Raw genomic sequence first — 5,657 nt, 5'->3', positions numbered from 1 at the left:
TCGATGTAGGCGAAGATCGCCTCGGCCAGCAGGCACAGGGTCGCCGACGGCACGCCGGCGCGCGTCCCGACCTCCGCCATCCGCCGCCACGTCACCCGCGCGCCGACCCGGTAGGCCGCCTGCAGGACGTCGAGGTTGCGGCCCTGCGCGAGCTCGTGCACGCCCAGCCCGACGAACAGCTTCCGCCGGTCGTCGGGCACCGGGCCGGACGCGGCGATCCGGTCGATGAACTGCAGGATCGCCGCCTGCACGCCGGCCCGCAGCGCCTTGCCGAACGCGCCGTCGAGCGGCCGCGCGTAGTCCGGGATGGTCCGCTGGATCTCGCGCAGCACCTCGTCGGCGACGTCCAGCAGCCGCGGCCGGAACACCGCGGCCAGCTCCCGGGGGAGCAGCGCCCACAGCCGGCCCGGCCGTCCGTCGCCGCCGAGCATCGGCCCGTACGTCGTTTCGACGGGTGGTCCCGTCATCCGCCCACCTCATCGTGGTCAGGAACCGAGGAGTGCCTCCGCGCGCAGGGCGATCTCCATGTCGAGCCGGTCGTCGGCGTTGTTCAGCCGGTCGCCGAACAGGTCGATCAGCTGGTGCATGCGGTACCGCACGGTCTGCGGGTGCACCTTGAGCTTCTTCGCGATTTCGGGCGCGCTGCCGCGGGACTGCAGCCAGATCAGCAGCGTCTCGCCGAGGCGCGCCCGCTGCTTCGGGGTGAGGTCCTTGAACGGCTCCAGGCTGCGCGAACACAGCTCGCGGACCAGGAACTCGTCGGTGAGCAGCCACAGCGTGGACAGGTGGTCGGTGCAGCGCGTCACCGGCGCGTCCGGCAGCACGCCCCGCTGGACGAGCTTCAACGTCCGGCGCGCCCAGAGCAGCGACCGCGGCGCGTCGGTGAGCCGCACGGTCGGGCCGACCACCGCGCGCCACCCGCGCAGCCGTTCGGAGAGGTTGGTCAGGTGCTTGGCCGGGTCGCCGGTGACCAGGCACGGCTCGCTGCCCTCGAGGTCGACGAGGACGTCGGAGTGCAGGTCCGGCGCGGCGAGGCTGTGCTGGTCGGCCCGGGGTTCGAGGGCGACGACGGTGACCTCGGCCGGCAGCGGCCACTGCGCCGTGGCGGCCTGCGCGGTGATGGTCTGCGGTGCGGACGGCGGATCGGCGAGCAGGAGGTCGAGCAACCGTCTCCGGCGCCGCGCCCGGGTGCCCGCGGCCCGCGTCTGCGCCGCGGTGTAGCCCTCGATCGACAACGCGGAGATTTCGTCGACGTAGGCGAAAATGGCCTCGGCGCTCGTGCACAGCGTGTCGGCGGAGACGCCGGCGGCCTGCCCGAACTCCGAGATGTGCCGCCACGCGACCCGCCCGCCGACGCGGTACGCGGTCTGCAGGCAGTCGAGGCTGCGGCCCTCGTTGAACTCGATCTTGCCGAGGTTGCGGAACACGGTCGTCCACGTCTCGAGCGGGACGGCACCGGGGGTGCCGACACTGTCGAGGCACTGGATGATCGACTGCCGCACACCCTGCGTGATGATGTGCCCGAACGCGCCCTCGAGCGGCTGGCGGTACTCGGGCACCGCCCGCTGGACCTCCTGCAGGATGGCGCGGGCGAGCGGGTCGACGCGCGGCTTGAACCGCACGGCCAATTCGCGGGGCAGCGAAGCCCACAGCCCGATGGCGCCGGAAGCGCGCCCGTGCTGGGGTTCCGCCGGGGTCCGGGGGACGGGTGGGTAGGCGGGCCGGGGCCGGTCGGCCGACACGGACTGCTGCCGGTGAGCCGGTCCGGAAGAGCGTTCGCCGGGCTGGGGCCGGTTCACCCGCAGGGCGGGGCCGGCGAACCCGGTGTCCACGTCGGTCATGTGTTTTATCCTTGCTGGCAACAAAATCGGCCTCTTCGTCGTCGAAGCCGATCCGATTTTTGTGGCTCAGGCAACATAATTTCGCGCGAACTGCACTGTCAACGGGTTCTCCGCTGACTTTGGGGTAACCCGTCCGGACTACACCCGAACGGGTGGAACGGCGCGAGGGGAGGTGACACTTCCGCTGCCGGGCGATGGTGTGCGGGTGACAACTTTTCCGGCGGCCGTTTCGCGGGGTTCAGCCGGCCAGGAGCCGGGCGACGACGTCGTCGAGCGTCAGCCGCGCGGGCGTGGTCCCCGAGACGAACTCGTTGAGCAGCAGGCAGAACCCGTCCGGATCGGCCACGTGCGGAAAGTGTTTCACGTTTTCCAGCACCGTCAAGCGGCTGTCCGGCAGCAGTTCGGCGGTCCGGCGTCCGTGCGCGGCGGGGATCAGCGGGTCGCGCGCGCCCCAGACCAGCAGCATCGGCACGGATTCGGCGAGGTAGAGCTTCTCCACGGCGCTCGCGCGCTGCCCGCGCAGGTCGATCAGGCTGCGGGCGATCGCGAGGAACGCGCGACGCCGTCCGGGGTCGGCCAGCGAGCCGAAATGCCTGGCCAGCTCCCGTGTTTCAGATTTCAACGATCCCCCGAGCCGCCGTCCCGCGCGGGCGAGGACCCGGGCGATCGCGAGCGTCCACCGGTTCACCGCGAGCGCCACGGCGATCCGCGCGCCGGGGAGCGCGGTGGCCCGTAGCACCGGGCTCACTTCGGGGCCGAGGCCCGCGCTGCCGACCAGGACGAGCCGGTCGCACATTTCCGGGAACTGGTAGGCGAACTGCATCGCGATCCCGCCGCCGAGCGAGTGCCCGACGACGGTCGCGTGCCGCACGCCGGACACCGCGAGCACGTCCCGCACGATGCTCGCCATCGCGCCGAGTCCGTAGTCGGTTCGCGGCGCGTCGGATTCCCCGTGGCCGGGGAGATCCGGGGCGAGCACGCGGCAGCCCGTCCAGCGGTTGAGGACGGGCGCCCAGGTCTCGGCGCTGCCCGCGATCCCGTGCAGCAGCACGATCGTTTCGTCGCCGGCGTCCGTGCCGGGCAGGTGCTCGTGCAGCCGGACGCGCCGGCCGTGCAAGGTGAGGTCGTGCGTGTGGAGTGTCATCGGCGGCCTTTCTCGCGAGGCTGAAAATAGGGCATCCGACTACTTTCGCCGGTGTGGTGAAGGCCACGACGGCGGAATCCGCACCGAGCATGACAAGAAGCTTTGCGGAAAGACGCGCGCGCGTGCGGGTTTTACCGGGGTGCGGGTAAAGTGTATCGACATTCCGGTGGTATCCGAGTAATTCTCGACGGCATGGTCGCAATGACGCACCGGACGCGCTGATGTCCTGCCGCGCGAGTATTCATTTCACTCCGCCGCTGCCCCGGGCGCGGCCTGGGCGCCGCTCGTGGCGGCGGGTGCTGCCGATGCCGGTGCGCGCGCTGGACCGGGTGCTCAGCGGTCCCGCGCACGCCCGGGGCGGCACACCTGCGGGGACGCGCCGCTGAGCTGGGTCCCGAGCGCCCCAATGTGGCCTTCGGTGCTCCATCCATGCCCCCGCCACCACCCTCAACGGAGGCGCTTCGCGCCGCAGTGCTGATTCAACGCACCCAAGGCGGCCTTCGGTGCGTCTGACGCAACCAAGGCCGCCTTGGGGCGCCTGCTGGGACCGGCTAAGTCCCCCGCGCGGACCGGGCCGGGGTTGCGGTGCCGCCGGTGCGGGGTGCGGGCCCGGCGGGTGCCGGTCAGATCCCCATCGCCGCTGCGAGGCGCGGCCTCACCGCTCCGGCGGCCGGTGTGCTCGCATCAGCCGTTGCGCTCGCAGGGCCAGCTGCATCCCCAACCGGTCGTCCGCGTCCTTCAACCGGTCGCCGAACAGCTCCTCCAGCTGGCGCAAGCGGTTGCGGACCGTCTGGGGGTGCACCCCCAGCCGCTGGGCGATCTCGGGTGCGCCGCCGCGGGTCTCCAGCCAGGCCAGGAGCGTCTCGCCGAGGCGGTCGCGCTGCTTTTCGCTCAGCGAGGCGAACGGGTCGAGGCTCTGGCGGGCCAGCTCGGCGGCCAGGAAGTCCTCGGCGAGGAGCCAGAGCGTGGCCAGGTGGTCGCGGCACCAGATGATCGGGCCGGGGATGTCCGGGCCGGACAGGGACAGCGCGCGGCGGGCCGTGCGCAGGGCGGCCGGGGCGTCGGCCAGCGGGACCGTCGGGGAGACCGCCGCGCGCCAGCCGTCGAGTTTGGCCTCCAGTGGCCTCAGCTCGGTGTCCGGGTCGCGGGTCAGCAGGTGCGGCTCGGGGCCGTCGAGGTCGGCCAGGACGCCGTCGCCGAGCAGGTCGGCGGGGAAGTCGGCCGCGTCGGGGCCGCGCTCGAGGGCGACCATCGCCGCTGTCTCCGGCAGCGGCCAGCCCGCGCCGCCGGCCAGCTCCGCGATGCTGCTCGCGGCGCCTTCCGGGCCCTGGACGATCAGCTCCAGCAGGCGCCGCCGCCGGACCGGGACGGCGCCTTCGGCCTTGGCCTGGGCGTCCTGGTAGCCCTCGATCGCGGTGGCGCACAGCTCGTCGACGTAGGCGAAGATGGCCTCCGCCGCGACCGAGATCACAGCCGGGTCGACGCCCGCCGCGACGACGCCGGGGTGCATCGCCCGCCAGGCCACCCGCGCCCCGATCGTGGCGCTGTCCTGCAGCGCGTCGAGGTTGCGGCCCTCGGTGAACTCGATCCGGCCGCGGCCGCGGTAGAACTCGACCCAGTGCTCGTGGGACAGCGCCGGCTCGCCCATCGAGTCGATGCAGTGCTGCACCGCGAACTCGACGCTCTTGACCAGCACCTTCCCGAAGACGCCCTTGAGCGGCTGGCCGTAGGCCGGGACCGTGCGCTGGACCTCCTGGATCATCGAGGCCGCGGCGTGCTTGATGTGCGGGCGCAGGCCCGCCCCGAGCGCGCGCGGCAGCGACGCCAGCAGGCGGAAGCTGCGGTACTCGACCACCAAAATCCCCCTTCGAGTCCGGTGTGGGCTGAGCGTATCCGACCGGTGCGTGACGGATTAATCAACGACGGGTTCCCTGAAAGGGTGACGCGGACACGTCCTTTTGACACGGACGGGTGCGCGTTCTACGCTCCGTGTCAGGTGGCGGGGGTTATTTCTGAGGCGCCAATTCCCAGTGGAGGACTGAATTCCCCATGCGCGTTCCCGCTGCCTCGGACGGCTCGGTGTGGGCCCGGCTGCCGCACGAACTCGGCGACGCCGTGCGCCCGCGGATCCCGGAGATCGCCCGCGCCTGCGTCGACGCCATCGCCGCCGAAGTTCCGGAATATTCCGTGAGTTTCGGCCCGGGCCCGGCGCGCGTCGCCGCGATCGAGCAGACGCGGCGCGGGATCGAGCGGGACATCGACCGCGTCGGCACGCCCGCGATGTGGCAGGCCGACCGGCTCGCCGAGTTCCGCGGGCACGGGCGCGCGGCGTTCCACAATGGCCTGAGCCGCGAGTCCGTGCAGGCGGCCGTGCGCGTGTCGAGCCGGGTGACCTGGCGGTGGATCGCCGACATCGCACGGGAAGCCGGCCTGTCCGGCGACGTCCTCTACGGCGCGGCCGAAGGCATGTTCGCCGACGTCGAGACGTCGATGGCGGCGGTCGCGGAGGGTTACAGCGCGGCCGAAGCGGCGGTGTCCGGTACCGGCGAACGCCACCGCCGCGTGCTGCGCGCCCTCCTCGGCGGCCGCACACCGGCCGAAGTGGACGGTCTGGTCGCCGCGTCCGGGCTCCCGGTGCCTTCGCGGGTGGCCGCGGTGGCGTTCCGCGCGCT

General features: G+C 72.5%; 3 protein-coding genes and 2 pseudogenes. 1 reads left to right on the top strand and 4 read right to left on the bottom strand.

What is annotated here, in order from left to right:
* The 4 genes and pseudogenes from G3I65_RS47290 to G3I65_RS47275 form a co-directional block, all read right to left on the bottom strand.
* Positions 1-467, bottom strand: a pseudogene (locus G3I65_RS47290) (PucR family transcriptional regulator); the annotation flags it as partial.
* An 18-nt stretch (positions 468-485) separates the two neighbouring features.
* A complete protein-coding gene (locus G3I65_RS47285; protein WP_160701900.1) occupies positions 486-1,841 on the bottom strand; it encodes a helix-turn-helix domain-containing protein in 1,356 nt (451 codons plus the stop codon).
* A gap of 238 nt (positions 1,842-2,079) precedes the next feature.
* Positions 2,080-2,985 (bottom strand): alpha/beta fold hydrolase, encoded by a 906-nt coding sequence (locus G3I65_RS47280; RefSeq protein ID WP_160701899.1) that lies wholly within the window; start codon positions 2,983-2,985, stop codon positions 2,080-2,082.
* A 655-nt stretch (positions 2,986-3,640) separates the two neighbouring features.
* A complete protein-coding gene (locus G3I65_RS47275; protein WP_160701898.1) occupies positions 3,641-4,843 on the bottom strand; it encodes a CdaR family transcriptional regulator in 1,203 nt (400 codons plus the stop codon).
* A gap of 191 nt (positions 4,844-5,034) precedes the next feature.
* Here G3I65_RS47275 and G3I65_RS47270 point away from each other — a divergent pair.
* Positions 5,035-5,657 (top strand): annotated as a pseudogene (locus tag G3I65_RS47270) (PucR family transcriptional regulator); the annotation flags it as partial.

The sequence above is a fragment of the Amycolatopsis sp. SID8362 genome (assembly GCF_010550475.1).
GTDB lineage: Bacteria > Actinomycetota > Actinomycetes > Mycobacteriales > Pseudonocardiaceae > Amycolatopsis > Amycolatopsis eburnea.
The sequence above is the reverse complement of the archived record's forward strand: the minus strand, read 5'-3'. Positions and strand labels throughout refer to the sequence as shown.